The following is a 24,044-nucleotide window of genomic DNA, read 5'->3' as shown; positions in this document are numbered from 1 at the left end:
AGGCGGGGAGAGGGGAAGCGGCGTGCGCGAGTCCACCTGGCAGGGGGGTGCGGTCGTGCTCGCGGCCGCGCTGGCCGCGTCGGCGTGCTCCGGCGGTGACCGGAGCGACGGCGGCACGCCCACCGAGCTGCGGTTGGCGATCGGCGGCGAGTCCGAGGAGGGCTACGACCCGACGCTGGGCTGGGGCCGGTACGGCTCGCCGCTGTTCCAGTCGACGCTGCTGGCGCGCGACGCGGACCTGAACGTGGTCAACGACCTGGCGACGCGGCACGAGGTCAGCCCGGACGGCCTGGTGTGGACCGTCGACGTGCGCGCCGACGCGAAGTTCAGCGACGGCGAGCCGGTCACCGCGCGGGACGTCGCGTACACGTTCACCACGGCCGCCAAGAGCGGCGGCGTGACCGACGTGACCGTGCTGCGCGAGGCGGTCGCGGTGGACGAGGACACCGTGGAGCTGCGCCTGACGAAGCCGCAGAGCACGTTCGTGAACCGGCTGGTGTCGCTCGGCATCGTGCCGGAGCACGCGCACGGGCCGGACTACGCGCGCGAGCCGGTCGGGTCGGGGCCGTTCGTCCTCGAGCAGTGGGACGAGGGCCAGCAGCTGATCGTGCGGCGCAACGACGCCTACTACGGCGCGAAGCCCGCGTTCGAGCGGGTGGTGTTCGTCTTCACGGGTGAGGACGCGAGCCTGGCGGCGGCGCGGTCGGGGCAGGTCGACGTGGCGGCGCTGCCGTCGTCGCTGGCCGTCGGCGAGATGCCCGGCATGAGGCTGACCCGGGTCGAGTCGGTGGACAACCGGGGCATCATGTTCCCGTTCCTGCCCGACGAGGGGCGCACGACCGCCGAGGGGCGGCCCATCGGCAACGACGTGACCTCGGACCAGGCCGTGCGGCGGGCGGTCAACGCGGCGCTGGACCGGCAGGCGCTGGTGGACGGCGTCCTCGACGGCTTCGGCCGCCCGGCCACCGGCCCGGTCGACGGGCTGCCCTGGTACGAGCCGTCCGCAGCGGTCCCGGACAAGGACCCCGAGGGGGCGAAGCGGACGCTGGAGGCCGCCGGGTGGGTCGACACCGACGGTGACGGCGTCCGCGAGAAAGCCGGGGTCAAGGCCGGGTTCCCCCTGCTCTACCCGGCGGGGGACTCGCTGCGGCAGGGCCTGGCGCTGGCCGTGGCGGACATGCTGGAGCCCGTCGGCGTCGCGGTGACCGCCAAGGGCGAGAGCTGGGACGTCATCCGCACCCGCATGCACGCCGACCCCGTGCTGTTCGGCTGGGGCAGCCACGACCCGACCGAGATGGTCAACCTGTACTCGTCGGCGCAGGCCGGCGTGGAGCTGTGGAACCCCGGCCTGTACCGCGACGACACCGTCGACGCGGAGCTGACCGCCGGCCTGGCCGCCACCGACCCCGAGCAGGCCACCGCCCACTGGAAGGCGGCGCAGCGCGAGTTCGGGCCGGGGGCCGACGCGGCGTGGGCGTGGCTGGTCAACCTCGACCACACCTACTACGCCGACGCGTGCCTGGACCTGGGGAAGCTCCAGGTCGAGCCGCACGGGCACGGCTGGCCGATCACGCAGGGCATCGCCGGTTGGCGCTGGACGTGCTGACCGCCGTCGCGGGGCGGCTCGGCGGGCTCGCGCTGCTGCTGGTCGCCGTGGCCGTCGCCGCGTTCGCGCTCATGGTGAACTCGCCGGTGGACCCGGTCGCGGCCTACGTGGGCGCGGACGTCGCGTCCCTGGGACCCGAGCAGCGCGCGCTGATCGCCGAGCGATGGGGGTTGGACGACCCGGCGCACGAGCGGTTCCTCAGCTGGTCCGGCAACCTGCTGGGCGGGGACTTCGGGTTCTCGCTGACGTTCAACCGGCCGGTGCTGGAGGTGATCGGCGACAAGTTCCTCACCAGCCTGGCGCTGATGGCGCTCGCGTGGCTGCTGTCCGGCCTGCTCGGCTTCGTGCTGGGGCTCGTCGCCGGGATGCGGCGGGGGAGGCCCGCGGACCGGGCGATCACCTGGTTCTCGTACGCGCTGGCGTCCGCGCCGACGTTCTGGGTCGGCCTGCTGCTGCTGTACGTGTTCGCGGTGTCGTTGAACTGGGCGCCGGTGTGCTGCGCGGTGCCGATCGGCGTGCCCTCCGACGAGGTGGGGCTCGGCGACCGGCTCGCGCACCTGGCGCTGCCCGCGATCACGTTGAGCGTGGTGGGGATCGCGCCGGTGGTGCTGCACACGCGGCAGGCCGTGGTGGAGGCGCTGGCGTCGGACCACGTGGCCTTCGCGCGGGCGCAGGGCGAGCGCGGCCTGGGGCTGGTGCTGCACCGGGTGGTGCGCAACGCCGCCGCGCCCGCGCTGCTGCTCCAGTTCGGCTCCATCGGGGAGCTGTTCGGCGGGTCGGTGCTGGCCGAGCAGGTGTTCTCCTACCCCGGTCTGGGCGCGGCGACCACGACGGCGGCGCTGGGGCAGGACGTGCCGCTGCTGCTGGGCATCGCGCTGTTCACCACGGTGCTGGTGTTCACCGGCAACCTCGTCGGCGACCGCGTGCACGCCGTGCTCGACCCGAGGGCGGTGGCCCGGTGACCACGACCGCGCGGCGGTTCGACCGGCGCACCCGCACGCTCGTGCTGCTCGGGCTGTCCACGTTCGTCGTGGTCGCGATCCTGGTGGCGGGCACCCTGGTCCGGGACGCGGCGCAGACCACGTCGCTGGGCGAGCGCAACCTGGCGCCGTCGGCCGGGCACTGGTTCGGCACCGACTGGCTGGGCCGCGACGTGCTGGCCCGCGTGCTGTCGGGACTGCGGCTGAGCCTGGTCGTCGGCACGACCGCCGCCGCGATCTCCGCCGTGATCGCCCTGCTCATGGCGTGCGCCGCCACGGTCGGCGGGCCGAAGGTCGACGCCGTCGTGGGCTGGCTGGTCGACCTGTTCCTGGCGCTGCCGCACCTCGTGCTGCTGCTCCTGCTGGCCTTCGCCCTGGGCGGCGGCACGGACGCCGTGGTGATCGCGGTCGCCGTGACCCACTGGCCGCACCTGACCCGCGTGCTGCGGGGCCAGGCCCGCCAGGTCGTCACCTCCGACTACGTCGCCGTCGCCGCGAACCTGGGCCGGGGCCGCTGGTGGGTCGCCCGCCGGCACGTCGCCGGGCACCTGGCCGGGCACTTCCTGGTCGGGACGGTCCTGCTGTTCCCGCACGCGATCCTGCACGAGGCGGCGCTGTCCTTCCTGGGCCTGGGCGTGGACCCGGCCGAGCCGTCCACCGGCATCCTGCTGGCCGAGTCCATGCGCTTCCTGTCGGCGGGCGCGTGGTGGCTCGCCGTGCTGCCCGGCCTGTGCCTGCTGCTCGTGGTCAAGGCGGTGGACGGCATCGGCGAGAACCTGCGCTCGCTGATCGACCCGAGGAGCCACCACCTGTGAGCCCCCTGCTGGACATCGACTCCCTCGCCGTCTCGTTCACCCAGTACGACCGGGGCCTGCGCCGCCGCACCGTCACCGCGCTGTCCGGCATGGACCTCACCGCCGACCGGGGTGAACTCGTCGCCCTGGTCGGCGCCAGCGGCGCGGGCAAGAGCCTGCTCGCCCACGCCGTGCTGGGCATGCTGCCGCCCAACGCCGTCGAGAGCGGCACGATCCGCTTCGACGGCGCCGTCCTCGCCCCCCCGGCACGCCGCGACCGCGCGGGCCGCGACATCGCGCTGCTGCCCCAGTCGGTGACCTTCCTCGACCCCGTCACGCCGGTGGGTCGCCAGGTCCGCCGTTCCGCGACGCTGGCCGGGCGCCCCGCGACCGCGGCCGGCGCGGCGCTCGCCCACCGCGGCCTGGGGCCCGAGGTCGCCCGGCGGCACCCGCACCAGCTCTCCGGCGGCATGGTCCGGCGGGTGCTCACCGCCATGGCGATGATGGCCGACCCCGCCCTCGTGCTCGCCGACGAGCCGACCCCCGGCCTGCCGCCGGAGTCCGTGCGCGCCGTCCTCGCCGAACTGCGCCGCATCGCCGACCAGGACCGCGCCGTCGTGCTCATCACCCACGACCTCGCCGCCGCCCTGGAGGTCGCCGACCGCGTCGTCATCTGCCGCCACGGCCGCACCGTCGACGAGGCGCGCCCCGCCGACTTCCGCGGCGCCGGTCCGGGGGACGACCACCTGACCCACCCCTACACCCGAGCCCTGTGGCGGGCCCTGCCCGCGAACGGCTTCCACCTCCCGGAGGACGTGTGACGCTCGAAGCGCGGGACGTGTGGTTCCGCTACTCCCGCACGACGCCCTGGGTCGTGCGCGGCGCGTCGCTGACCGTCGGACCGGGCGAGGTGGTCGGCCTGCACGGACCCAGCGGCGCGGGCAAGAGCACCCTCGGCCGCCTCCTGGCCGGCCACGTCGCGCCGGGCCGCGGCACGGTGTCCGCCGACGGGCGGCCACCGGCCCCGGACCGGCGGCGCGGCGTGCCGAACCCGGTGCAGTTGGTGCTCCAGCACGCCCACCTCGCCCTGGACCCCCGGTGGAAGATCCGCGCGGCGCTGGCCGAGGCCGGCGCGGCCGACACCGCCGACCTGGTGCCGCCGTCCCTGCTCGACCGCTTCCCGCACGAGATCAGCGGCGGCGAGGCGCAGCGGGTCGCCCTCGCCCGCGCGCTGCTCACCAGGCCCCGCTACCTGGTCGCCGACGAGATCAGCGCGAGCCTGGACCCCATCAGCCAGGCCGAGGTGTGGCACCTGCTCCTCGCCACCGCCCGGGCCGACGGCATCGGCGTGCTCGCCGTCTCCCACGACCGCCCGCTGCTCGACGCCGTCGCCGACCGCGTCCTGGCGCTCGACGACACCACCGCCGTCACGACCTGATCGCAGCCGAACGCGCACGTCCGCCACCCGGTGCCGCCGGGTAACGTGCCCGGCGTTCCGGGCGCGTACAGGACCACGACCACCGAACCAGCCGAGGGGAAGGCCCTTCGGTTCCGCCCGGAACTCCAGGGCCTGCGCGGCGTCGCGGCCGTCCTCGTGGTGGTCTACCACGTGTGGCTCGGCCGGGTGTCGGGCGGCGTGGACGTGTTCTTCCTGATCTCCGGCTTCCTGGTGACGGCGCAGCTGCTGCGCGCGGCGTCCGGCGACGGCATCGCCTACGCCGCGCACTGGGCGCGGACGGTGAAGAGGCTCTTCCCGGCGGCGCTGACCGTGCTGGCCGTCGTCACGGCGGCGAGCGTCGTCCTGCTGCCCAGTACACCTGGTTCCAGACGATCCGCGAGGTCGTCGCCTCCGCGCTGTACGCGGAGTGCTGGCCGCGGCGACGCGACGCTTCGTGGAGGAGCCCCTGCGGCGGTCCTCGATCGGCGTCGCCTCCCCGTGGGGCGCCTACCGGCTCGCCGCGGTCCTGATGGTCCCGGTGCTGCTGGGCGCCTGGGGCTGGCAGGTGGCGAGCGAGCGCAAGGCCGCCCACCAGGCGCGGTTCGTGGACGACCTCGACCACCCCGGCGCGATGGCGCGGGAACCCGGCTTCGAGTACTGGGGCGCGGAGGACGCGTCCATCGTGCCGCCGCTGGTCTCGCCGCCCCTCGAATTCGCGCGGATCGGGGGCAGCACGTGCACGCCGAGCGAGCACAACGACGAGGTGCAGTCGTGCCGCAGTCCCGTGGACGGCGTGCCGGAGAAGCGGATCGTCGTCGTCGGCGACTCGCACATGCAGCAGTTCCTGGCGCCCCTCGGCCCGATCGCGCGGCAGCGCAACTGGGAGGTGACGTCGGTGCTCAAGGGCGGGTGCCCGTTCTCCTCGGACTCCGAGTTCATGCCCGGCGACCCGGGCTGCCTGCGGTGGAACGCCGACGTGCTGGCCGAGCTCCTGGTGCTGCGACCCGACCTGGTGCTGGCCAACGGCACCCGCGACGTCCGCGTCGGGCTCACCGAGGTGACGCCGCCCGGGTTCGTCGCGCACTGGCGCACCCTGGCGGAGGCGGGCATCCGGGTCGCCGCCGTGCGCGACAACCCCCGGTTCCCGTTCTCCCCGTCGCTCTGCGCGGCCGAGCACGGTCCCGAGGCGCCCCGGTGCGGCGCCCCGAAGGCCGAGCTGTACGCCGCGGACCCGCCCTACGCGCTGCTCGACGACGTGCCGGGCACGGTGACCTTCCTGGACTTCGGCGACTGCTACTGCACCGCGGACTTCTGCCCGCCGGTCATCGGCAACGTCTTCGTCTACCTCGACGACAACCACGTCACCGCCACCTACCAGGGCACCATGTCCGCCGTCGTGGAACGGGCGCCGGAGGACCTGCTCGACCCGCAGGAGGGGGAGGCGGGCGGCCGGGCGACCTCGGGAACCGATCTTGTCGCTGGTCCGCGCGGTGCCACATACTGGCCCCGCGAAAGAGTTTCGGACCGGTGGACGAGGGAGTTCGCAGTGGTCACGCTCGGCGATGTCGCGCGCCACGCCGGCGTGGCCCGGAGCACCGTGTCCTACGTGCTCACCGGCAACCGGTCGGTCTCCCCGCAGACGCGGTCGCGGGTCGAGCGCAGCATCCGGGCGCTCGACTACGCGCGGTCGGCCGCGGCGCCCGCCGAACGGGTGGACCGGATGGCGCTGGTGCTGTCCGAAAGCCTCGCGCCGCGTTCCTCGACCCGGTTGGTGGACGCGGTGGTCGACGCGGCGGACCGGCACGGGCTGGACGTCCTGCTGGTCACCGCCGACCGGGGCGAGGCGGGGTTGCGGCGGGCGGCCCGCAAGGGACAGGTCGACGGGCTGGTCGCGGTGGACGTGCAGGCGCACGATCCGCGCCTGCCGCTGCTGCGCGCCTCCCGGCTGCCCGTGGTCGCGATCGGCGCGCCGGCCAGCACCGACGGCGTGCTCCGGGTGGACTTCGACCTCGCCGCCGCCATGGCCCACTGCCTGGACCACCTCGTCGGCCTCGGTCACCGCAGCGTCGGGTTCCTCGGCGCGCCCAGCTCCGCCTACCGCCGCGAGACCGGCTTCGCGGGCCGCACGATGACGGCGTTCGCCGCCGCGGCGCTGCGCCGGGACGTCGAGCACAGCGCCCGGCCGGTCGACGGGCCGTTGCCCCGCGCGCTGGCCGGTCTGCTCGGCGAACTGCCCGGCGCGACCGCGCTGGTGGTGCACAACGAGTCGGTGCTCGGCGACGTGCCCGCCGCCCTGCGCGCCCTGGGACGGCACGTCCCGCACGACGTGGCCGTGGTGGCGGTGTGCGCGGACGAGGTGGCCGAGCGGTTGAGCCCACCGGTGACCTCGGTGCACCTGCCGGTCGCCGAGGCGGGGGACCGGGCCGTGCGCGTGCTGGTCGCCGCCCTGGCCGGGCAGCCCGCGCCGGGACCGGTCCTGGTCGCGCCGCACCTGTCGCCGCGGCGCAGCAGCGTCGCGCGGGCGCGGGCGGGCTGACGAAGCGCCCGCGTCGCACCGTGGCACCGGTGCGACGCGGGCGGGCGGGCGTGGTCCACGGCCCCCCGGTGGACCCGCGTCCGGGTGGTCGTCAGAAGTGGAGTTCGTTGCCGCTCAGCACGTCGCCGACGCCCACGTGGTCGAGGTCCGCCACGTCGGTGATCCGGCCGATGCCGGTCAGGTCGCCGACCTTGGTGGTCACGTCGCCGACGTTCGCCACGTCGCCGACCACCTCGCCGATGTTCGCCACGTCGCCGACCACCTCGCCCACGTTCGCGACGTCGCCCACCTGCGCGATGTCGTGCAGGTCCAGGGCGTTGCGGGTGATGTCGCCGGAGAGGGTGTCGCCGACGTGCAGCGCGCCGGTGACGTCCTCGACCGAACCGGTCAGGTCCGTCGTGTCGAGCACGTCGCCGCCCGCCACACCGGAGGTGACGTGACCGACGACGTCGGTCACGCCGCCCTTGGCCGCGACGTCGCCGACCTCGTTCAGCACGTCGGCGTCGAGGGAACCCGCGAGGTCGCCGGCCAGGTGCTGCGCGGCGGCCGCGGCACCGGTCACCGCCGCCGTGGCGGTGTTGTCGTCGAGGCCGTGGCCCAGCAGGTCCTCACCCGGGGCGATCGGGCTGTCGCCGAGCAGGGCGAGCAGGTCGTCGGCGTCCACCCCGGTCAGGGCGTGGTCGAGGCCGGAGGTGGGCGCGTAGTCGAGCACCAGCGGCAGCACCTCGCGCACGTCCAGCGCGGTCAGGTCACCCAGCCCGGCGGCGTCGAGCGACCCCCGGGGGTCGAGCTGGAACGCCGAGCGGGCCTGCGGGTCCCGGAGCAGGCCGAGCGTGAAGTCGTGGAGGGTCTGGACGGGGTCCATCGCTGTGCTCCCGAGAGGTTGGGATCTGCTTGCCGGGGCAAGGCTAGGTCCGCGACCAAGTCCCCCACATCGGGTAACGGGCCTAGTTCGAACAGGTGTCCCTCGATAGGGGGACGCTTGGGCGAGCACCTAGGGGAATGGGGGCTCGCGCCGCCCTCCGACCCGACCGGCCGTCACGCGGGCACTTCGGCCCACACGACCTTGTGCCGCGCGGCCAGGCTCACGCCCCAGTGCGCGGACAGCCGGTTGACCAGCAGCAACCCGCTCCCCGAATCCGGCCGGTCCGCCCTGCCCAGCACCGGCAGCAGGCTCGGGCTGCGGTCCTGCACCTCCACCCGGACCGCGCCCTCCACCCGGAACACCCGGACCCGCCACGGGCCCTCCGCGTGCCGGTGGGCGTTCGCCAGCAGTTCGGTCGTGATCAGCGCGAGGTCCGCGACGTGCCGGGGATCGACGCCGTAGGCGACCTGCCGCAGCCACTCGCCGACGGCGGTCGCGGACGAGGGGGCGTCGACGTGGCGGTCCACGCCGTCGTCGGGCAGGTCGAGCGAGTTCATCGGTACACCCCCACGGCCCTGTGGTTTCAAGGCACGCGCTCGGAGGTACCCCGGACGGTTCCGCCGAAACCTCGGCCGTGGTGACGTCGGACACCGGACCACGCCTCGTCCGCCTCGATCCGGACGACACCCGGCAGCGGTCAGGTCGGACAGCGACGTGCGGGCCGACGCGCGCAGGTCGGTCAGGGACGGGCGGCCGTCACCGCGGTCGAACGCGAACCGGGTCCGGCCCGGTTCGGCGGTGATCGACACGAGTGCTCACCCTCGCTCCCACGTGCCGACCGGGAACGCCGCGGGACGACCCGGGCCACCGTGCAGGACAGTGGTGGCCCCGTCGCCGGGCGAGAGGTGCTCGACCACGTCGCCGAGCGTCACGGTGCGGTCGCCGGTCCCGCGGTCCCGCCGGTGCCCACCACCGCCCGGTGCTCGCCCCCGGGGGAGAGCCGTTCGGCCAGTTCACCCGCGAGCCAGCCGCCGAACCCCGCGGTGAGCAGGCCCGCCCACGCCGCGCCCAGCGCCGACCACGTCGGCAGCCAGTCCTGGTAGCCCTGGCGCAGCAGCCAGCTCGTCCCGAACAGCAGCAGCACCACCGTGTTGGTCGTGCGGTACAGCAGGCTGATCCGGCGAACGCGGTCGCCCAGCGCGTCCGGGGCGAGCAGCCACGCCAGCCACCGGCCCGCGGCGGTGACCGAGCCGAGCAGGACGCCCGCCGCGATGAGGTGGGCCGCGGTCACGGCGAAGTCGGCCCGCCCGGTGAGCAGGTGCAGCACGTCGAACCCGACGGCCGTGGTCAGCAGGCCGAACGGGAACGCGGTGAGGTTGGGCGGCACGGCGTGCCGAGCCGTCCGAGCGGTCCGAACGCGACGTCGCATGGCCGTCCTCCCTGGTGCGCCTTCACAGGAGGCTTACCCCGGTTGGGCGAAAGCGGTCCGGACGTCACCCGAAGGCGTGACGCGGGCGGCCCGGTCGGGGACCCCGACCGGGCCGCCCGCACGCCCGCTACCCCTCGACGGGCGCGGGCACGAAACCGATCGTCAGCAGCACGTTGGCGTACAGCCTGCCGTCACCGGTGGCCACGCAGACCGCCAGCTCGGGCGAGCGGCACGCGTCGTAGAACTCCTGGCGGGCCAGCGGCCGCAGCGGCAGGTCCGGGCCGAGCAGGCGTTCGTACTCGGCCCACACCGGGGGAGTGCCGCCCTCGTCCGGCCGCATGGTGTGCACGGCCTCCACGGGGATCGCGGACAGCACCGGCGCCAGCACCTCGTCCACCGTCACCAGACCGGGCCGCAGGTTCAGGTGCACCAGTTCGGCCCGGTGGTGGGTGTTGGTGCGGTGCGCGTAGTTCGCGTCCGCGAGCAGCACCCTGCTCCCGTGGCCGGCGGTGGCCAGGGCGTTCAGCAGGGGCGGGTGCAGCAGGGGGTAGCGCAGCATCTGTGGGACCTCACTCCAGGACGAACGTGGCGTCGGCGCGACCGAGCGCGTCGGACACCTGGTTGACCACGACGCGCGAGTTCGCGTGCCGCAGGTAGTGGCCGGGGTGGTTCTGCGACTCGAACGACACCGCGGCGCCGTCCGCGAGACCCGCCCGGCGGGTGAAGCTCGCGTCGCCCCGGAACAGCGCCGAGCCGTCGTTGCGCTCCACGTAGACCTGGAAGTCGCGGTGCCGCAGGTAGTACCCCGGGAAGTTCGCGGACTCCAGCGACACCGTGCCCGATCCCGCCAGGCCGGTCACGATCCGGAACTGCGAGTCGGCCAGCGGCGACACGTTCGCGTCCAACCGGGCCGCGTAGTCGTAGTGCCGCACGAACGCGTCGGCGACGTTGGACGCCTTGAGCCGCACCGGGGTCGGGCCGTCCGCGACCGGGATGCCGAAGTCCGGGGTGCCGTCGGCCTTCCAGTAGACCTTCTGCACGCGGGTGCGTCGGTTGGGGTCGTTCAGCGGGTCGCCGGAGATGTCCCGGTAGCCCCGGTCGTGGTAGACCAGGATGTCGCTCCGGCCGTCCTCGGACACCGTGAACGAGTTGTGCCCGGGGCCGTACTGGCTCGTCGCCGCGTTGCTCTGGAACACCGGGTTGGCGCTCTTGGTCCACGACGCCGGGTCGAGCAGGTTCGCCGACGCCGACGCGCTGAGCATCCCCAGGCAGTAGTTGGCGTCCGTCGCGCTCGCCGAGTAGGTGAGGAACACCCGCCCGCCGCGCTGCACCACCGACGGTCCTTCCGCGACCTTGTGACCGCGCGTCTCCCAGGCCAGCGTCGGCACGACGAGCCGTGCCGTGCTCCCGGTGATGCTCCACGGGTTCGAGCCCATGCGGGCCAGGTAGACGTTGGAGTTGGTGGAGATCCCAGGCTCCTGCTGCGCCCAGGTCAGGTAGCGCGTGCCGCCGACCACGAAGGTGGACATGTCCAGGGAGAAGGTGTCCCACGGGACGTTGACCCTGCCGCGCTCGGTCCACGTGCCGGTCAGGGGGTTGGCGCTGGAGTTCTCCAGCACGTAGGGCCGGATCCGCCACACGTCGTCGGTGCGGCCGGCGGCGAAGTACACGTACCACTTGCCGTTGACGAAGTGGATCTCCGGCGCCCAGATGTGGGCGCCCATCTCACCGCTGGGGTGCTTGCGCCAGATCACCGACTCCGGCGCGGAGGCCAGGCCCTGGATCGTGGTGGCGCGGCGCAGCACGATCCGGTCGTACTCGGGCGCGGTGGCGGTGAAGTAGTAGTAGCCGTCGGTGTGCTTGAAGACGTGCGGGTCGGCCCGGTTGTTCGCCACCGGGTTGGTGAACTGCGTCGCCGGCGTCGCCGACGCGGCGGGCGTGCCGGCCGCGAGCAGCGCGGCCAGCAGGACCAGGGTGGTGAGCAGGGCGCGGGGGAGCTGCGGGCGAGTGGGCATCGTTGCCTCCTCTGAGCACATCAGGGCTGTTAACGCTAACAGCGAGGTTTCCTGCGCTCAACCACTGTTTGGCAGACGATTTGCCTCTTGACGGTCGGCAGGTGTTAGCGATAACAGCAAGGTGCGGCGGGAAAGCGCGATGTCGTCCACCAGGTCGGTGGCGATCGCGGACGCCGGGGCGCGGTAGCGGAGGTCGAGGTCGTGGAACAGTTCCTCGGCGCGGATGGCGGGTCAGTCCTCGTCCAGGTGCTCGGCCGGCAGGTGCGGGTCCTGGCGCACGAGCCCGAGCCGGTCCCGGCGGGCGATGAAGGCGCGGTAGCGGTCCGCGATGGCCTCGGTGTCGAACACCCGGCGCACCCGCGACACGGCGTTGCTCGTCGTCGCGCTCGTGCTGGGCCAGGGCGTGCCGCACCCGATGGTCCACGGACCGCCCGCCGCCCTCTGCGGCGAGCTGTCCAGCACGGGCGACCGCTACACCCGCGCCTCGCTGGGCTACCGGCTGGCCGGTCCGGGGGCGGCTTCGCGCCCCTGCTGTTCGCCGAGGTGCGGCGCGCCACCGGCGGGCGCGGGCTGGTGGTCGTCTCCACCGTCATCGCCGCCTTCTGCGCGCTGACCGCGGTGTGCGTGCCGGCGTTGCGGGAGACCAGTGCGCGCCGGCTCGACCCGACGGCCGCCGCGGCCTGACCGCGACCGGCCCTTGACGGTGACGTGACCGCCATTTTAAGGTCCGGCATCTCGAAAACTTTCATTTGTGCTTACGAAAGTTTCGAAACCCCACGCCGTCGTGAGGAAGCGAGACCTCTTTGATGAAGCCGACCCGCCTGGCCACCGCGGCGCTCGCCGCCGTGGCCCTGTCGGTCCCGTTGACGCTGGTGGCCTCGGCCGCGCCGAGCGTCGACCACCGACCGCCCGGCCACGCCAAGAAGGACACCCTGCGCAAGGCCGCCCCCAAGGGGTTCCACATCGGCACCGCCGTCGCCGGTGGCGGTCACCACGAGGACCAGCCCTACCCCGATCCCTTCACCTCGGACCAGCCCTACCGCACGGTGCTCGCCGCCGAGTTCAACTCCGTGTCGGCCGAGAACCAGATGAAGTGGGAGTACATCCACCCGGAGCGCGACCGCTACGACTTCGGCACGGCGGACGCGATCGTCAAGTTCGCCAAGCGCAACGGCCAGGTCGTGCGCGGGCACACCCTGCTGTGGCACAGCCAGAACCCGGAGTGGCTGGAGCAGGGCGACTTCTCCAAGGAGGAGTTGCGCTCCATCCTGCGCGATCACATCAAGACCGTCGTGGGTCGCTACCGGGGCGACATCCAGCAGTGGGACGTGGCCAACGAGATCTTCACCGAAACCGGCGAGCTGCGCACCACCGACAACATCTGGATCAGGGAGCTGGGCCCCGGCATCATCGCGGACGCGTTCCGCTGGGCGCGCCAGGCCGACCCCAAGGCCAAGCTGTTCTTCAACGACTACGGCGTGGAGGGCGTCAACGCCAAGAGCGACGCCTACCTCGCGCTGATCAAGCAGTTCAAGGCACAGCGCGTGCCGGTGGACGGCTTCTCCGCGCAGGCGCACCTGAGCACCCGCTACGGCTTCCCCGGCGACCTGGAGGCCAACCTGGAGCGGTTCTCCGCGCTGGGCCTGGAGACCGCGATCACCGAGCTGGACGTGCGGATGGACCTGCCGGAGGGCGGCGTGCCGACCGAGGCGCAGCTCGCGCAGCAGGCCGACTACTACAACCGCACGCTCGTCGCGTGCCTGAACGTCGACGGCTGCGACTCGTTCACGATCTGGGGCTTCACCGACAAGTACTCCTGGGTCCCGGTGTTCTTCGAGGGCCAGGGCGCGGCGACGGTGATGTGGGAGGACTTCTCCCGCAAACCCGCCTACCACGTCCTGCGCGACACGCTCGCCAAGGCGGGCCGCCGCTGAGCCGGCGTCCCGTGTGGAGGGTCGCGGGGGTCGGTCGGGGACCGGCCCCCGCGCCGTCGCGCCCGGACGTCCGCACCCCGCCAGTCGAGACCCGAAACTTCCGCGAAACCCATGGCCGGCACGGGGACCCGGTCGGATAGTGGTCGCCGCGCCCGCCGTCGACGAAGGGACCGCGCGATGAGGTGGAGAACGGTGCTCCTGACCACCGGACTGGTGCTGGGCCTGGCCGCACCGGCCCTGGCCGCCCCTGGCCCGACCGGCGCAGGCCCGACCGGTGCCACGCCGACCATCGTCGACTCGACCCGGCACGGCGGGAAGGCGGTGTCCTTCACGTTCGACGACGGGCCCAACCCGGTCGACACGCCGCGCCTGCTGCGGGTGCTGCGCGAGCACCGCGTGAAGGCCGTGTTCTGCCTGTGGGGCGACCAGGTCGAGGCGAACCCGCGGCTGGTCCGCGCGATCGTCGCGGGCGGGCACGCCCTGTGCAACCACGGCATGCACCACGACGACATGGGCACGTGGACGCCCGAGCGGATCGCCGCCGACCTGGAGCGGACGAGCGCCGCCATCCGCCGCGCCGCGCCCGGCGCCCCCATCCGCTACTTCCGCGCCCCCTACGGCAGCTGGGGGCAGACCCCGGCGGTCGCCGCGAAGCTCGGCATGACGCCGCTCGGCTGGCGGCTGGCCATCTCCGACTGGGAGCCGCCGGGCGCCGACGTGCTGGTCCAGCGCCTGCTCGACGGGATCACCGAGGGCGCCGTGGTGCTCATGCACGACGGCCCGAACGACCGCGCCCAGACGGTCGAGGCCGTCGACCGGGTCATCCCGCTGCTGCGCGCCGACGGCTGGCGCTTCGACCGCCCCGCCCGCGGCTGACCCGGAGGTCCCCGTGCTCAAGCGCTCCCTCGCGGTGGTCGCCGCCGCGCTGCTCCTGCTGTCCACGCCCCAGGCGTCGGCCGCGCCGCGCACGTCGTGGGCGGGGGCGTGGGCCACCTCGCCGACGACCGTGCCCGCCTCGGACACCACGTCGTTCGAGGACCAGACCCTGCGGCAGGTCGTGCACCTGAGCGTCGGCGGCGACACCCTGCGCGTGCGGTTGTCCAACGAGTTCGGCACGCGACCGCTGGTGATCGGCGAGGCGCACGTGGCCCGCCGCGCGGGTGCCGCCGCCGCGATCGACCCGCGCAGCGACCGGCGGCTCACCTTCGGCGGTCGCGCCTCGGTCACCGTGCCGCCCGGCGCGCCGCTGCTCAGCGACCCGGTCGCGCTGCCCGTGGCCGCGGACTCCGACCTGGTGGTCAGCATCCACCTGCCGCGGCGCACGCGGGCGGACACCGTGCACGCGTTCCCGTACCAGGACGGGTACGTGGCGGCGGGCAACGTCACCGGCCACGCCGACCCCGCGCCGACCGCCGTGCTGGGCAAGTGGCACTTCCTGACCGGGGTCGCCGTCACCGGCAGGCGCGCGGCGACCGTGGTGGCGTTCGGCGACTCGATCACCGACGGCGCGGAGACCACGCGCAACGCCAACCGGCGCTGGCCCGACGTGCTGGCCCGCCGGTTCCAGGCCGACCGGGGCCTGCGGCACCTCGGCGTGGTCAACGCGGGCATCAGCGGCAACCGCCTGCTGCACGACCCGAACCCGCCCGCCGGCCACCCGGCCGAGGGGTACGCGAACTACTTCGGCCAGGCCGCCCTGCGCCGCTTCGACCGGGACGTGCTCGCCCAGCCCGGCGCCGACCACGTCGTGGTGCTGCTCGGCGTGAACGACCTCGGCCACCCCGGCACCAGCGCCCCGCTGTCGGAGAAGGTGTCCGCGCAGGACGTCATCGACGCCCACCGACAGCTCATCGCCCGCGCGCACGCTCGAGGGCTGCGCGTCCACGGCGGCACGATCACCCCGTTCAAGGGCGACTCGTTCGGGTTCTTCAGCCCGGAGAACGAGGCGGCGCGGCAGACCGTGAACCGGTGGATCAGGACGAGCGGCGAGCACGACGGCGTGATCGACTTCGACCGCGCCGTCCGCGACCCGCGCGACCCGGAGCGCCTGCTGGCGGCCTACGACAGCGGCGACCACCTGCACCCGAACGACGCCGGCATGGCCGCGATGGCGAACGCCGTGCCGCTGCGCCTGTTCCGGTGACGGTCGGGTGCGGGGCCGCCCCACCCCCCCACAGCGGGCGGCCCCGCACCCGCCCACCCCGCAGCGGCACGGTCCCGTCGTCCACGGCATCCCCGCCCCGGACCCGCTCCGCGAGCCGGTCCGCCGGCCGTCCGCCGACGTGCGGGGCCACCTCGCCCAGCCGGTCCGGGATTCACACGAATGGACGTACAGGCGTAGGGCCTCCCACCACGATCTACCGTTGTGCGCATGGAAGCCGAAGACACCGCCCGGGTGGCGGCGCTGTACGTCTACCCGATCAAGGGGCTGAGCCCGCAACCGCTCACGCACGTCCCGCTGCGCCGCGGCGAGGGCGTGCCGCACGACCGCCGGTTCGCGTTCGCGCGCCCCGAGGGCAGGTACAGACCGGGGCTGCGCGAAGGGCTGCGCAAGGCGGAGTTCTACGCGCTGGTGAGCGACCACCGCCTGGCCGGTCTGGACACGCACCTCGACGTGGACACCGGCGAGCTCACCGTGCGCGTGGCCGGCCACGAGGTGCTGACGGCGCACGTGGAGGAGGACCGAGAGGAACTGCTGGCGTTCTTCGCGCGGGTCCTCGACCTGCCCGAGGGCGTGCTGCCGGTGCTCGCCGCCGAGGAAGGCCGGCGGTACACCGACGTCGCGTTCGCGGGCGACGGGCCGATGCACTGGGTCTCGCTGGTGAACCTGGCGTCGGTGCGCGACTTCGCCGCGCGCACCGGGGCGGAGGTCGACCCGCGCCGGTTCCGCGCCAACGTCCTGCTCGACGGGCTGCCGCCGTTCGCCGAGGTCGACCTGCTCGACCGGGAGTTCACGCTGGGCGGCGTGCGGATGGTCGGCAGGTACCGGACGGGCCGGTGCGCGGCCACCGAGGTCGACCCGGCGTCCGGCCGGCGCGACCTGCCGGTGCTGCGGCTGCTCGACCGGACCTACGGCCACCAGGACGTGGGCATCTACGCCGAGGTGCTGTCCGACGGCGTGCTGCGCGTGGGGGGTGGGTTGGTTGTCTGACCTGAAGCTGGTGGTGGCGTCGCGGACCGCGCTGACGCCGTCGGTGGTCCGCGTGGTGCTGCGCGACCCGCAGGGCGGCGTGCTGCCGGGGTACGAACCGGGCGCGCACCTCACCCTGAGCACACCGGGCGGGCACCGGCGCAGCTACAGCCTCGTCGAACCGGGTGGCGTCGCGCCGCGCGAGTACGTGGTGTGCGTGCGCCGGGAGCCCGACGGGCGCGGCGGTTCGGCGAGCATGCACACCGCCGCCGAGGGCACCGTCCTGGCCGCCACCCCGCCCCGCAACCGGTTCCCGCTGCTCCCGGCGCGCCGCTACCTGTTCATCGCGGGCGGCATCGGCATCACGCCGATCCGGTCGATGGTGGGGCGGCTGCGCGCCGACGGGCACCCGGCCGTCCGCGTGCTGTACCTGTCCCGGTCGGCGTCGGACACCCCCTTCCTGGAGGAGTTCGCGGCGGACACCGTGCACCACAGCGACGAGCGGGGCCGGCTCGACCTGTGGCCCCACCTCGCCGTGCCGGACGACGACACCCGCGTGTACTGCTGCGGTCCACTGCCGTTGATCCGCGCGGTGCAGGAGCGCACGGCGCACTGGCGGCCGAGCCGCGTGCACGTCGAGGAGTTCACCGCACCGGACGACGGGTACGCGGGCCCGTTCGAGGCGGTGTGGGCGCCGACGGGCCTGCGCGTGGAGGTGCCCGCGCACCGCTCCCTGCTGGCCGCCCTGCGCCGCGCGGGGGTCGGGGTGGACTCGTCCTGCGAGGCCGGCACGTGCGGCACGTGCAGGGTGTCGGTGCTGGCGGGCGAGGTGGACCACCGCGATGTCGTGCTGGAGGAGTCCGAGCGGGCCACGTCGATGATGGCGTGCGTGTCGCGCGCGGCGTCGGAGGAGATCACGGTGGGGCCGGCATGACCGAGTTCACGGCCGTCCTCGACGAGACCGTGCTTCCCCGGAGGTAGGCGTATTCCGGTCGCGTTCCGCCCGCCGACGCCTGACTTCCACGTCGAGCAGAGGAGAACCGTGCAGCAGATCACCGAGCGGCTGATGAACTGGGCGTCCATCCTGGACCCCGCCACGCGCGCGCAGGCCGAGAAGACGGCGCGGATGCCGTTCATCTTCCCGCACCTCGCCCTCATGCCCGACGCCCACCTCGGCAAGGGCGCCACGGTCGGCAGCGTCATCCCGACCCTGGGCGCGATCATCCCGGCGGCGGTCGGCGTCGACATCGGCTGCGGCATGATCGCGGTCCGCACCCCGTTCACCGGTGACGACTTCCGCTCGCGCCGCCTCGCCCCGCTGCGCCAGGCCATCGAGAGAGCCGTCCCGCTGTCGGCGGGCAAGTACAACAAGACCCTCACCGACACGGCGCGCGAGCGCGTCGAGGTGCTCGACCGCCACGCGGAGGCCGCCGGGTTCGACCCCGCCTCCCACGCCGGGAACTGGCGGCTCCAGCTCGGCACCCTGGGTAGCGGCAACCACTTCATCGAGATCACGCTCGACGAGACCGACCGGGTGTGGCTGTTCCTGCACAGCGGCAGCCGCGGCGTCGGCAACAAGATCGCGCAGAAGCACATCCGGATCGCCCGGCAGCAGTGCGAGCGCCGGGGGATCGACCTGCCCGACCGCGACCTGGCGTACCTGGTCGAGGACGAGGACCAGTTCTGGCGCTACGTCGAGGAGATGCGCTGGGCGCAGGAGTTCGCGTGGCTCAACCGCGAGGAGATGATGGACCGCGTCGTCCGGTGCGTGGCCGAGTGGACCGGCCGTGACGTCGAGCGGCTCGAAACGATCAACTGCCACCACAACTACACCGAGCAGGAGACCCACTTCGGCACGCAGGTGTGGTTGTCCCGCAAGGGCGCCATCAACGCGGAGGAGGGCCGGCCCGGCCTGGTCCCCGGTTCGATGGGCACGGCGTCGTACGTGGTGGTGGGGAAGGGGAACCGCCAGGCGCTGAACTCGTCGCCGCACGGCGCGGGGCGCGAGTACTCGCGTTCGGCCGCGCGCCGGGCGTTCAGCCGCGAGGACCTGCGCCGGGCGATGGTCGGCATCGAGTACCGCGACACCGACGCGTTCATCGACGAGATCCCCGCTGCCTACAAGGACATCGACGTCGTGATGGAGGACGCGCGGGACCTCGTGGAGGTGCGCCACACCCTGCGCCAGGTCGTCAACGTCAAGGGCGACTGAGCGGACCCGGCCGAGGGGTCAGGCGCCCGGCGGCAGGGCGTCGGCGATCTTGTCCGTGATGGTCTTCAGCCGGGCGACGTCGTCGTCGGTGAGGTGGTCGAAGACGAGCCGGCGGACCTCGGCGACGTGGCCGGGCGCGGCGGTTCCGAGGACCGCCAGGCCGGTGTCGGTGAGCCGGGCGACCTGACCGCGGCGATCGGTCGGGCACGCCCGGCGCTCGACCCAGCCGCGCTGCTCGAGGCTGGCGACGGCGTGGGAGAGCCTGCTGGGGGTCGTTCCGGTGACCCTGGCCAGGTCGGTCATGCGCATGGACCGGTCCGGCTGGTCGCTCAGGATGGCCAGGACCTGGTAGTACGCGTGCGGGACGCCGGTGTCCTCGCGCAGTTGGCGGTCCAGCGCGGCGGGCAGCAGGAGCAGGACCCTGGTCAGGCTCATCCAGGTGTCGAGTTCGGGTTCGGACAGCCACCTGGTCATGTGGTCTGGAAGGATCGCTTGGCCAGCCCCATCATGTATCCCTCGATCGTGGTGTCGACGGGCGCGGTCGGGTCGGTGGCGGCACCGAGGGTGATGAACAGCGGCGTGAAGTGCTCGACGGTGGGGTGGGCGTAGGGCATGCCCGGTGCGCGGTCGCGGAAGGCCGCCAGTTCGTCGACGTCGCCGCGGGCCAGGGCGTCGGCGGCCCAGGCGTCGAAGTCCGCGGACCAGCCGGGGACGGCGCCGTCGACGACCATGTCGCGGGTGAGGAACGGCAGGCCGTGGGTCATGAAGCCCGAGCCGATGACCAGCACGCCGTGGTCGCGCAGGGGGCGCAGGCGTTCGCCCAGGGCCAGCAGCGCGGTGGCGTCGTGGGTCGGGATGCTGAGCTGGACCACCGGGACGTCGGCCTCCGGGTACATGACCTTCAGCGGCACCCAGGCGCCGTGGTCCAGGCCGCGGCCGCGGTGCTCGTGCACCGCTCGCGGCAGGAGGGAGGCCACCTGGTGGGCGAGGTCGCCGGCGTCGGGGGTGTCGTAGCGCATCCGGTGGTACAGCGGGTCGAAGCCGCCGAAGTCGTAGACGAGCCCGGTGCCCGCCGCGCTGCTGCTGATCGCCAGGGGGGCGGACTCCCAGTGCGCGCTGACGATGAGGATGGCGCGCGGCCGGGGCAGGTCGCGCGCCCAGGCGTGCAGCCGGGTCATCCACGGCGCGTCCTCGAACAGCGGCGGCGCGCCGTGGCTGAGGTAGAGGGCGGGCAGCGGTCCGTCGGCCGGCGTCCACGGTCGGTGCGCCGCGGTCGCGTCCTGGGCGGCCACGCGGTCGAGGTGCTGCCGGAACGGGTGCGTCGCGGGGATGAGCGCGTCGGCGCGGGCCGTGGTCGTGGTCATGGGGGAGCGCTCCTGGGCGGTCAGCCGGTGACGGGCAGGTCGAGGGTGTGGTGGGTGTGCGCGACCTTGGCGGCCAGGTAGCGGGCGTTCGCCGGGGAGAGGTGCACGCCGGTGTGGACCCGTTCGGTGACGCGCACGCCGAGGGCGTCGAGCTGGGCCGCCTTGTCGGGGTTGTTGCTCAGCAGCGCGATCCGGTCGGCGCCGAGCGCGTGCAGCATCTGGGCGGCCGGCGTGTAGTCGCGCTCGTCCTCGCCGCGGCCGAGGGCGGTGTTCGCCTGGTAGGTGTCCAGGCCGGTGTCCTGGAGCGCGTACGCGTCGAGCTTGGCGTACAGACCGATGCCCCGGCCCTCCTGCCGCAGGTACAGCAGGAGACCGCCGGCGTCGGCGATCCGCTCGACCGCCTCGCGCAGCTGGGGGCCGCAGTCGCAGCGCAGGCTGCCGAACACGTCACCGGTCAGGCACTCGCTGTGCGGGCGGACCAGGGGTGCGCCGGAGGGGCGGTCGACCGCGGCACGCCAGTCGCCGAGGCCCAGGGCGAGGTGCTCCAGGCCGTCGACGAGGCCGGTGAAGGTGAACACCTCGGCCTCGGTGCCGTACCCGTCCGCGAACGCCAGGGGCGCGACGACCCGTGTGCGCACCGAAGCGGGTGGTGGGGTCGGCCTGCTCGGCGGTGTCGCGGGGGCCACCGCGGTGCTCGTCATCCCGACCTCCGGATGTTGAAGTTTCAAGTACGAGCCTGCGCGCTTTAATTTGAAACTTCAACAACTAGAGGCGTGGCGTGCGTCACGGCGGTGTCGTCGGGCCGGACCGGCGGTCAGCCTGCCCCGGTGAACCGCCCGGTGTTCGGGGCGACCACCCGCTCGATCCACGAGGCCGGGTCGCCGTCCGGCGACCTGAGCACGACGGTGTCGAGGCCGAGGTCCGCGTACCCCGCCAGGTCCGCGGCCAGGGCGTCGGCCTCCTGCGGGACGGGGCCGACGAGCACCGCCGTCTTGCGGATGTCGCCGTGGTCGCGGCCCAGGTCGTCGCAGTGGCGGCGCAGCACGTCGAGCTTGTGCGCCACCTCCGCGGGCTCCGCCACGAGGAGGTTGCACGCGTCGGCGTACCGGGCGACCAGGCGCAGCGTCTTCCGCTCGCCGTTGCCGCCGATCATGATCTCCGGGTGCGGCGCGCTCACCGGCGCCGGCACGCACAGGGTCTCGGCCAGTCGGTGGTACCTGCCCTCGAACGGGCCGTTCTCCGCCGGGTCCCACATCCGGAGGCAGATCCGGATCGCCTCCTCCAGGCGCTCGAAGCGCTCGGCGAGCGGCGGGAACGGCACACCCAGGCCCACGTGCTCGCGCTCGTACCAGGCGGCGCCGATGCCGAGCGTCGCCCGGCCGCCCGACAGCACGTCCAGGGTCGCGACGATCTTGGCGAGCAGGCCGGGGTGGCGGTAGGTGACGCCCGTGACGAGCGCGCCGAGGCGGATCGTCGAGGTGTGCGCGGCGAGGAAACCGAGGGTCGTGTAGCACTCGAGCATCGCGTCCTCGGCACCGCCGTTCTGCTCCATCTGGAAGTAGTGGTCCATGACCGACAACCAGCCGACCCCGGCTTCCTCGGCCGCCGCGCAGGCGGCCGCCAACCCGGGGCCGAGCAGGGGCGGGTCCTGGTTGAACCGGTTGATGTGCACCCCGAGTCGCACGTCGCGCTCCGTTCTCCACCGCTCGTCACCGACGGTCGCGACGCTAGTGCCTGGAGCGCGCTCCGGGTCAAGCATGGTCCGTCCTGAAAGGACGGACCAGTGGTCCCGATTTTCGCGATTATTTCAGTGTCATCCGAAACGAACCATTCGACGGGGGACGAGGGCGGCCCAGGTCGCCGAAGACGTACGGGCACAGGAGTGCGACGACCTCGTCGTCACGCCTGCCGTGCAGCTCCTCCTCGGCGGTGCGGCGGGCGATGCCGGCGAGGAAGTCGGCGACCCGGACGCGGGCGTCGGTGGGGGAGGCGACGGGGGTCAGGTTGCGCAGACCGGGCGCGACCTGCTGGAGCTTCCCGATGAGGGAGGGGTGGTGGTCGTGCAGGACGGCGCGCACGACGGCGGGGAACAGCGGGTCGAGTGCGCCGCGGGGGCCGCGGGCGCGCAGGGCGTCGTTGTAGGGCCCCGGTTCACCGGTGGGCGGGTGGCCGTAGACGGCGGCGACGCGTGCGGTGAGGAGGAGTCGCTTGTCGACCAGTTGCACGTGGCCGCGCCCGTGGATGGGACCGCTGGTACCGAGGAGCCACATGAGGGCGGCGCGGTTGCGGGTGCGCCGGACGTGGTCGGCCTTGTACTCCTCGGCGGTGGCGAGGTCGAGGCGGACGGCGGCGTGGGCGAACACGGCGGTGACCCCGCCGACGGGCTTCTCGCCCTCGGAGCCGGATTCGTCGCACGCGATCTCCACCGTCGTCCCGTGGTCGACGTACCAGCGGCGGTGGTGTTCTACCAGCGCTTTCGGGTCGGCCGGCCGGTGGCGGGTTCGGTCGATCGGCCCAAGCCGGGGCGTGCGGGCGCGGGGGATCATGGGGGCATGCTGGAGTTCAACGAGGACAACGGCGCCTACGAGTGGTGGGTGGCGGCCAACCCGGGGCAGTTCGTGATCAACGCCGAGCCGACGTTGGCGCCCGCGTCGATGGTCCTGCACCGGGTGAGCTGCCGCGGCATCGGCGCGGTGCCGGGGCTGGGCGGGCACATCCGGATCTGCGGCACGCGCCGTGAGCTGGAGGCCCGTTACTCGCTCGTGCGCCGGTGCGGCAGCTGCCTGGGCTGATTCAGGGTCGGGTGCGGGCGGTGGCGAGGGCGGTGAGCAGCGTGGACGCCAGTTCGGGGCGGCAGACCAGCAGGTCGGGGATGCCGGAGTCGGGGGTGGCGTAGACGAGCGGGCTGCCGTCGATGCGGGAGGTGTGCGCCCCGGCCGCGGCGGCGACGGCGACGGGTGCGGCGCTGTCCCACTCGTACTGGCCGCCGGCGTGGACGTAGGCGTCGGCGTCGCCGGTGCACACGGCGGCGGTCTTGACGCCGGCAGAGCCCAGGGGGACGAGGTCCACGTCGAGGACGTCGGCCAGCGCGTCGACGAGGGCGGGGCGGTGGCTGCGGCTGACGACGACGCGTGGTCGGGCGCGGTGGGCGGGCGGGGGCAGCGGGGTGGGCGCGTCGGTGGCGTGGGTGTGGCCGGAGGAGAGGGCGACGGCGCCGGCGACGAGGGTGCCGCCGTCGGCGAGGGCGACGTGGACGGCCCAGTCGCCGCGGCTCCGGTCGCAGTACTCGCGGGTGCCGTCGAGGGGGTCGACGATCCACAGGCGGCCGGTGCGCCGGTCGGTCGGGACGGGGCCGCCCTCTTCGGAGAGGACGGTGTCGTCGGGGCGGTGGTGGGCGAGGGCTGCGGCGAGCTGTCCGTGCGCGAGCCGGTCGCCTTCGCGGCCGAGGTCGGCGCCGTGCAGGTCAGTGCGGTCGGTGCGCAGGCGCAGCAGCAGGTCGCGGGCGGCGTCGGCGAGCCGGCGGGCGAGGGTGTGGTCGTCCACGCCTCAGCTCCCGGTGGTGTGGGGCACGGTGTCGTCGAGGTGGGGCGGCGCGGCGGGGTCCGGTCGCATGGTCGTCCTCGGGTGTGGTCGTTCGGCGTCGGCCTGGTCTGCACGGCTGTTCTACACGGCTGCCCCGGTCGACGGCCACACCCGTCCTCGGCGGTCCGCGCGTGCGCCCGGGTCGACGTGCGGCGGGCA

General features: G+C 73.8%; 26 protein-coding genes. 14 read left to right on the top strand and 12 right to left on the bottom strand.

All coding sequences use genetic code 11. From position 1 onward, the window contains the following. Positions 1–22: 22 nt before the first annotated feature. The 6 genes from CKY47_RS13515 (at position 23) to CKY47_RS13490 (ending at position 7,354) form a co-directional block, all read left to right on the top strand. The gene (locus CKY47_RS13515) at positions 23–1,606 is read left to right on the top strand and encodes an ABC transporter substrate-binding protein (protein WP_306746107.1); all 1,584 of its coding nucleotides are present in this window, start codon (positions 23–25) and stop codon (positions 1,604–1,606) included. Then, positions 1,588–2,568 (top strand): ABC transporter permease, encoded by a 981-nt coding sequence (locus CKY47_RS13510; RefSeq protein ID WP_306746106.1) that lies wholly within the window; start codon positions 1,588–1,590, stop codon positions 2,566–2,568. The genes CKY47_RS13515 and CKY47_RS13510 overlap by 19 nt, the downstream gene beginning before the upstream one ends. Beyond that, positions 2,565–3,401 (top strand): ABC transporter permease, encoded by an 837-nt coding sequence (locus CKY47_RS13505; protein ID WP_306746105.1) that lies wholly within the window; start codon positions 2,565–2,567, stop codon positions 3,399–3,401. The genes CKY47_RS13510 and CKY47_RS13505 overlap by 4 nt, the downstream gene beginning before the upstream one ends. Beyond that, on the top strand, positions 3,398–4,201 hold the full coding sequence (locus CKY47_RS13500; RefSeq protein ID WP_306746104.1) for an ATP-binding cassette domain-containing protein: 804 nt from the start codon (positions 3,398–3,400) through the stop codon (positions 4,199–4,201). Before CKY47_RS13505 ends, CKY47_RS13500 begins: the two co-directional genes overlap by 4 nt. After that, positions 4,198–4,818: an ABC transporter ATP-binding protein gene (locus CKY47_RS13495; protein WP_306746103.1), complete on the top strand. Its 621-nt coding sequence runs from the start codon at positions 4,198–4,200 to the stop codon at positions 4,816–4,818. The genes CKY47_RS13500 and CKY47_RS13495 overlap by 4 nt, the downstream gene beginning before the upstream one ends. Before the next feature lie 454 nt (positions 4,819–5,272). Next, the gene (locus CKY47_RS13490; protein WP_306746102.1) at positions 5,273–7,354 is read left to right on the top strand and encodes a substrate-binding domain-containing protein; all 2,082 of its coding nucleotides are present in this window, start codon (positions 5,273–5,275) and stop codon (positions 7,352–7,354) included. Positions 7,355–7,445: 91 nt separating this feature from the next. Here CKY47_RS13490 and CKY47_RS13485 read toward each other — a convergent pair whose 3' ends face one another. The 6 genes from CKY47_RS13485 to CKY47_RS13460 all read right to left on the bottom strand — a co-directional run bounded on the left by CKY47_RS13485 (position 7,446) and on the right by CKY47_RS13460 (position 12,125). Next, positions 7,446–8,219 (bottom strand): IniB N-terminal domain-containing protein, encoded by a 774-nt coding sequence (locus CKY47_RS13485; RefSeq protein ID WP_306746101.1) that lies wholly within the window; start codon positions 8,217–8,219, stop codon positions 7,446–7,448. A 173-nt stretch (positions 8,220–8,392) separates the two neighbouring features. Beyond that, positions 8,393–8,776: an ATP-binding protein gene (locus CKY47_RS13480; RefSeq protein ID WP_306746100.1), complete on the bottom strand. Its 384-nt coding sequence runs from the start codon at positions 8,774–8,776 to the stop codon at positions 8,393–8,395. A gap of 371 nt (positions 8,777–9,147) precedes the next feature. Next, positions 9,148–9,648 (bottom strand): DUF2231 domain-containing protein, encoded by a 501-nt coding sequence (locus tag CKY47_RS13475; RefSeq protein WP_306746099.1) that lies wholly within the window; start codon positions 9,646–9,648, stop codon positions 9,148–9,150. A 127-nt stretch (positions 9,649–9,775) separates the two neighbouring features. Next, a complete protein-coding gene (locus CKY47_RS13470; protein WP_306746098.1) occupies positions 9,776–10,207 on the bottom strand; it encodes an RbsD/FucU family protein in 432 nt (143 codons plus the stop codon). 10 nt (positions 10,208–10,217) lie between these two features. Beyond that, positions 10,218–11,663 (bottom strand): family 43 glycosylhydrolase, encoded by a 1,446-nt coding sequence (locus CKY47_RS13465; RefSeq protein ID WP_306746097.1) that lies wholly within the window; start codon positions 11,661–11,663, stop codon positions 10,218–10,220. A gap of 231 nt (positions 11,664–11,894) precedes the next feature. After that, positions 11,895–12,125: a hypothetical protein gene (locus tag CKY47_RS13460; RefSeq protein WP_306746096.1), complete on the bottom strand. Its 231-nt coding sequence runs from the start codon at positions 12,123–12,125 to the stop codon at positions 11,895–11,897. A gap of 81 nt (positions 12,126–12,206) precedes the next feature. Here CKY47_RS13460 and CKY47_RS13455 point away from each other — a divergent pair, with 81 nt between their 5' ends. The 7 genes from CKY47_RS13455 (at position 12,207) to CKY47_RS13425 (ending at position 18,939) form a co-directional block, all read left to right on the top strand. Then, on the top strand, positions 12,207–12,347 hold the full coding sequence (locus CKY47_RS13455; RefSeq protein WP_306746095.1) for a hypothetical protein: 141 nt from the start codon (positions 12,207–12,209) through the stop codon (positions 12,345–12,347). A 122-nt stretch (positions 12,348–12,469) separates the two neighbouring features. Beyond that, positions 12,470–13,597 (top strand): endo-1,4-beta-xylanase, encoded by a 1,128-nt coding sequence (locus CKY47_RS13450; protein WP_306746094.1) that lies wholly within the window; start codon positions 12,470–12,472, stop codon positions 13,595–13,597. 177 nt (positions 13,598–13,774) lie between these two features. Further along, positions 13,775–14,473: a polysaccharide deacetylase family protein gene (locus CKY47_RS13445; RefSeq protein ID WP_306746093.1), complete on the top strand. Its 699-nt coding sequence runs from the start codon at positions 13,775–13,777 to the stop codon at positions 14,471–14,473. 13 nt (positions 14,474–14,486) lie between these two features. Next, entirely contained in the window at positions 14,487–15,740 is a 1,254-nt protein-coding gene (locus CKY47_RS13440; RefSeq protein ID WP_306746092.1) for an SGNH/GDSL hydrolase family protein, read from the top strand. A 228-nt stretch (positions 15,741–15,968) separates the two neighbouring features. Next, positions 15,969–16,748, top strand: coding sequence for an MOSC domain-containing protein (locus CKY47_RS13435; protein WP_306746091.1), 780 nt, complete (start codon positions 15,969–15,971; stop codon positions 16,746–16,748). Continuing rightward, the gene (locus CKY47_RS13430) at positions 16,741–17,661 is read left to right on the top strand and encodes a PDR/VanB family oxidoreductase (RefSeq protein ID WP_306746090.1); all 921 of its coding nucleotides are present in this window, start codon (positions 16,741–16,743) and stop codon (positions 17,659–17,661) included. The genes CKY47_RS13435 and CKY47_RS13430 overlap by 8 nt, the downstream gene beginning before the upstream one ends. A gap of 108 nt (positions 17,662–17,769) precedes the next feature. Beyond that, positions 17,770–18,939 carry an RtcB family protein gene (locus tag CKY47_RS13425; protein WP_306746089.1) on the top strand — a complete coding sequence of 390 codons (1,170 nt, stop codon included), beginning with the start codon at positions 17,770–17,772 and terminating at the stop codon, positions 18,937–18,939. A gap of 18 nt (positions 18,940–18,957) precedes the next feature. Here the strand turns inward: CKY47_RS13425 and CKY47_RS13420 are convergent, their stop codons facing one another. The 5 genes from CKY47_RS13420 to CKY47_RS13400 all read right to left on the bottom strand — a co-directional run bounded on the left by CKY47_RS13420 (position 18,958) and on the right by CKY47_RS13400 (position 22,849). Next, positions 18,958–19,413: a MarR family winged helix-turn-helix transcriptional regulator gene (locus CKY47_RS13420; protein ID WP_306746088.1), complete on the bottom strand. Its 456-nt coding sequence runs from the start codon at positions 19,411–19,413 to the stop codon at positions 18,958–18,960. After that, the gene (locus tag CKY47_RS13415; protein ID WP_306746087.1) at positions 19,410–20,303 is read right to left on the bottom strand and encodes a dioxygenase family protein; all 894 of its coding nucleotides are present in this window, start codon (positions 20,301–20,303) and stop codon (positions 19,410–19,412) included. Before CKY47_RS13415 ends, CKY47_RS13420 begins: the two co-directional genes overlap by 4 nt. Before the next feature lie 20 nt (positions 20,304–20,323). Beyond that, a complete protein-coding gene (locus CKY47_RS13410) occupies positions 20,324–21,004 on the bottom strand; it encodes a GTP cyclohydrolase II (RefSeq protein WP_306746086.1) in 681 nt (226 codons plus the stop codon). 113 nt (positions 21,005–21,117) lie between these two features. Next, positions 21,118–21,987, bottom strand: coding sequence for an LLM class F420-dependent oxidoreductase (locus tag CKY47_RS13405; RefSeq protein ID WP_371320662.1), 870 nt, complete (start codon positions 21,985–21,987; stop codon positions 21,118–21,120). A gap of 118 nt (positions 21,988–22,105) precedes the next feature. Beyond that, positions 22,106–22,849 (bottom strand): NAD-dependent protein deacetylase of SIR2 family, encoded by a 744-nt coding sequence (locus CKY47_RS13400; protein ID WP_306746085.1) that lies wholly within the window; start codon positions 22,847–22,849, stop codon positions 22,106–22,108. Between the two features lie 6 nt (positions 22,850–22,855). On the opposite strand from CKY47_RS13400, the gene CKY47_RS13395 reads away from it, so the two are divergent. After that, positions 22,856–23,095 (top strand): hypothetical protein, encoded by a 240-nt coding sequence (locus CKY47_RS13395; RefSeq protein ID WP_306746084.1) that lies wholly within the window; start codon positions 22,856–22,858, stop codon positions 23,093–23,095. A gap of 1 nt (position 23,096) precedes the next feature. Here the strand turns inward: CKY47_RS13395 and CKY47_RS13390 are convergent, their stop codons facing one another. Continuing rightward, the gene (locus CKY47_RS13390; RefSeq protein ID WP_306746083.1) at positions 23,097–23,846 is read right to left on the bottom strand and encodes an inositol monophosphatase family protein; all 750 of its coding nucleotides are present in this window, start codon (positions 23,844–23,846) and stop codon (positions 23,097–23,099) included. Positions 23,847–24,044: the final 198 nt, after the last annotated feature.

Source organism: Saccharothrix longispora (genome assembly GCF_030852425.1).
GTDB classification, from domain to species: Bacteria; Actinomycetota; Actinomycetes; order Mycobacteriales; family Pseudonocardiaceae; genus Actinosynnema; species Actinosynnema longispora.
The sequence above is the reverse complement of the archived record's forward strand: the minus strand, read 5'-3'. Positions and strand labels throughout refer to the sequence as shown.